Raw genomic sequence first — 3,544 nt, 5'->3', positions numbered from 1 at the left:
TATTTTGGAACAACGATTAGGAGTAGATCACCCTCATACTATTATTGTACGTGATAATCTTGAACGTTTACGCAATCTTTAAGTAAATGCTGTTAATCTTAAAGCATTTATTTTCAGACAAATCTATTGGATAAGACAACAATAGCTTTGTTTAGCAATCTGATGTTTAACGTTAAGATTCCCATAAATTTCGTTGCTATGACAATACTTTTGTTAAGCAATCTGCTAATACTGGTTTTTATTTCCTGTTTTCCGTTGCCTTTTGCTTCTTAACCCTTGCCGATTCTTCCTTTCAAAATAAGTTTACAATTAGACTGGCGATAAGCTATACTTTATAACTTCTGTACTCTGTATTTCCTCATGAACTTAGTTTGGGAAAGATTAACTTTATCTTCCTTACCACTGAAAGAATATTTGTCTAGCAGTTACCTCCATAAGTTTTTGGTGGGACTGTTAAAACCTTGGCGACAAAGTAGTATTTTCATCCAGTGGGGAGATATAATTGCTGTTGGCTTACTTAGCCTTGTTTATGGACTTGCACCTTTTGTTTCTAGCACCTTAATGGGTTTATTGTTAGTAGCTTGTGTGGGATTGTGGTTATTATTGACCTTATCCGATGATTATACATCAGTTAATGCTCCTACTGCCACTCCCATTCATTTACTAGTATTGCTGTATTGGAGTATTGCTGCCATATCAACAGCATTATCACCGGTGAAAAAAGCAGCATTAGGTGATTTACAAACATTAACACTTTATTTATTGCTGTTTGTTCTTTGTGCTAGAGTGTTGAGAGTGGCGCGGTTTCGGTCTTGGTTAATTACCCTCTATTTGCATATTTCCCTAATCGTCAGCGTCTATGGGTTGCGACAATGGTTTTTTGGTGCGAAGGCCTTAGCTACGTGGGTTGACCCAGAATCTCCCTTAGCTAAAACTACGAGAGTTTACAGTTACTTAGGAAATCCTAACCTATTAGCTGGATATCTTTTACCCGCTGTAATTTTGAGCTTAGTTGCTATTGTAGCTTGGCCGGGTTGGATTAGGAAATCATTAGCATTAACAATGTTTGTGGTTAACGCTGCTGTTTTAATTTTGACCTTTAGTCGCGGTGGTTGGATTGCCTTATTAGTGGAATTATTGACAATAGCGGTGTTGCTGTTTTATTGGTGGAGTATAAGTATGCCCCCATTTTGGCGGACTTGGTCTTTACCAATATTCTTAGGAACTGTAGTGGGGTTATTGATAATTGGATTGATATTTGTCGAACCCTTCCGGGTGCGAATCGTGAGTATATTTGCCGACCGCAAAGACAGTAGTAATAACTTTCGGAAAAATGTCTGGGAATCGGTATTTCAAATGATCCGCGATCGCCCTATAATTGGTATAGGACCAGGACATGGTGCTTTTAATAAAGTTTATCCTCTGTACCAACATCCGAAATTTACAGCCTTAAGTGCCTATTCTGTGTTTCTAGAAACGATTGTAGAAACTGGCTTTTTGGGTTTTACTTGTTTTATGTGGTTGATTGTCGTTGCATTAAATACAGGATATTTGCAATTAAGTCGGTTACGAAAAACTAAGAATATGGAAGGCTTGTGGCTAATGGGGGCAATAGCTGCTATAATAGGTTTATTAACTCAGGGTTTATTTGATACAGTTTTCTATCGTCCTGAAGTTAATACTCTCTGGTGGTTAATGATGGCTTTAATTGCCAGTTATTGGCAACCTTTAACCCGCAATAATCATAATCACGCTTAGAAAAGAGTTTCCTAACCCGCCTGGGAATGAATTCCCAGTCTAATAGTTCAAGTCCACTGAAGTGGACTCAAAGCCTTTAATAGTCGTCTTTAGACGACTTTTGCTATGAGACTCCGAATTCATTCGGAGGCGGTTGTGGGAATTTCCCCTGCCCTCTGCCTCCTAATACCTCTTCATTGCCCTTTGCATATCTCGCTGGTCGTCACGACGTTTGAGACTTTCGCGTTTGTCGTGGAGTTTTTTACCTTTACCCAGCGCAATGACTATTTTTACCCAACCTCGTTTCAGATACATTTTTAAGGGGACTAGGGTTAAACCTTCCTGTTGTACCCTCCCAATAAGTTTACGCAGTTCTTGTTTATGAAGTAATAATTTGCGGGTTCGTCTGGGTTCGTGATTAAAATATGCACCACTAGAGGCATAAGGAGAAATATGCACGTTGATTAACCATGCTTCACCGTCACGAAGCAACGCATAGCCATCTTGCAAATTGGCTTTACCCGCACGAATTGATTTTACTTCAGTTCCTGTCAACTGAACTCCCGCTTCATAGGTTTCTATGATTTCATATAAAAACCGTGCTTGCCGATTATCACAAATAACTTTGTAACCTTCACTCTGTTTATCACTCATCGAAAATCTTCTTAGTTTTAATAAATACGCCTAAAAATTTATTTAGACTAACTCTTTTATTGATTGTAGTTCACAAAGACAGGTGACAGGTAAACCTGTTTAGTCTCTAAATTACGTAAAGTTTTGTTAACTATTCCTAAAAATTTAATATTTTCTTTAGAAATCATTGATGATGTCATCATGAGTAAGTAATCTTGTCATAGTATTAAAGATCAAATTAGTATTCTTGCTTGTGTCTATTAATATTTGTGATTACAGTAAATTACTCGGTCAAAAAATTATAGGGGTGTATTATCCATGCCCTTGACTATTCTTGTCGCAGATGATGATTTAGGCACCCGTCTATCTATTAGTGATTATCTTGATCTGTCCGGGTATAATGTTATAACTGTTGATAATGGTATAGATGCTTTGGCTATGGTTGAAAAGCGTCATCCTGATTTGATGGTGACAGATATTATGATGCCACAGATGAATGGTTATGAGTTGGTGCGTCGTGTTCGGCAATTATCGGCGTTTCGATTATTACCTGTGATTTTGTTGACAGAGAGAACGAAAACCCAAGAACGAATTTTGGGATATCAGTCTGGTTGTGATTTGTATTTGCCTAAGCCTTTTGAATTGGAAGAGATAGCCGCTGCTATACGTAATTTGTTAGAGCGATCGCAAATCATCCAATCAGAATGTCGTTTTCTTTATCAGGAAGAAATCAGTTTTGCCACTTATACAAAAGCAAAAAACGGTCATATTTCTATTCCTACTCATGTACAACAATCTCAAGTATTGACACCGCTAACTGTTAGAGAAACAGAAGTTTTAGACTTATTAACTCATGGTTTGTCTAATGGAGAAATTGGTAATCATTTACATTTAAGTCCGCGCACGGTAGAGAAATATGTTAGTAGTTTATTGAGAAAAACAGAAACTAGTAATCGTGCAGAATTGGTCAGATTTGCGATGAAACATGGTTTAGTAGAGTAGAATTTTGCTCTAACTTACATTTTTAGCCCGGTAATATTTAGTGAAATTGAGTATTTGTCGGGTGCGTTAGTAAGTCCGTAACGCACTAAAATAGGACTGACTAAAAACTACAAATAGATTCTGGTTGAATGGGACATTTTTTAGAGGTAAGTGGATTCCCAGAAAGGTCAAG

General features: G+C 37.4%; 3 protein-coding genes. 2 read left to right on the top strand and 1 reads right to left on the bottom strand.

Features of this window, described 5'->3' with window-relative positions; genetic code table 11:
- Positions 1 to 360: 360 nt before the first annotated feature.
- Entirely contained in the window at positions 361 to 1,758 is a 1,398-nt protein-coding gene (locus FJR08_RS06750; RefSeq protein ID WP_168632637.1) for an IctB family putative bicarbonate transporter, read from the top strand.
- Between the two features lie 162 nt (positions 1,759 to 1,920).
- Here the strand turns inward: FJR08_RS06750 and smpB are convergent, their stop codons facing one another.
- Positions 1,921 to 2,391, bottom strand: a complete 471-nt coding sequence (smpB, locus tag FJR08_RS06745) for an SsrA-binding protein SmpB (protein ID WP_015078954.1) — start codon at positions 2,389 to 2,391, stop codon at positions 1,921 to 1,923.
- Between the two features lie 297 nt (positions 2,392 to 2,688).
- Between smpB and FJR08_RS06740 the strand changes: the two genes are divergently transcribed.
- Entirely contained in the window at positions 2,689 to 3,372 is a 684-nt protein-coding gene (locus FJR08_RS06740; protein WP_168632636.1) for a response regulator transcription factor, read from the top strand.
- Positions 3,373 to 3,544 lie beyond the last annotated feature (172 nt).

Source organism: Dolichospermum sp. UHCC 0260, from assembly GCF_009711985.1.
Taxonomy (GTDB): Bacteria; Cyanobacteriota; Cyanobacteriia; order Cyanobacteriales; family Nostocaceae; genus Dolichospermum; species Dolichospermum lemmermannii.
Note: the sequence above shows the minus strand (reverse complement) of the source record. Positions and strands in the feature narration are given on the sequence as shown.